Here is a 344-nt window from a genome sequence, read left to right on the forward strand (position 1 = left end):
GAATAGCGCGTCCGGATTACCCCGTCCGCTAGAATATTCAAAGCCAAAGGTCGCTTCACAATCGAAAACCTTCGCTCTCAGCTTCACTATTAAAATCTTCACTTGTTTACACAAGTTCAGCTTAAAGGAATGTTCTAAAACGCAAATTCGTTTCGGTATCCAGTTTTCAAGGATCAAGATATAGCAAATAGTTAAACTTTGATGGTGGAGCCAAGCGGGATCGAACCGCTGACCTCCTGCTTGCAAGGCAGGCGCTCTCCCAGCTGAGCTATGGCCCCGCAAATTCCATCAAAACCGAACAAATGGATACGCGTTAATCAATGCTTTTGGAAGCTTAGCTTCCG

The 344-nt window shown here is 45.3% G+C and carries 1 tRNA gene; it reads right to left on the bottom strand.

What is annotated here, in order from left to right:
- Nucleotides 1–202: 202 nt before the first annotated feature.
- Nucleotides 203–278, bottom strand: a tRNA-Ala gene (locus BN3772_RS30440).
- Between the last annotated feature and the right edge of the window lie 66 nt (nucleotides 279–344).

The organism is Paenibacillus camerounensis (assembly GCF_000723885.1).
GTDB lineage: Bacteria > Bacillota > Bacilli > Paenibacillales > Paenibacillaceae > Paenibacillus_AQ > Paenibacillus_AQ camerounensis.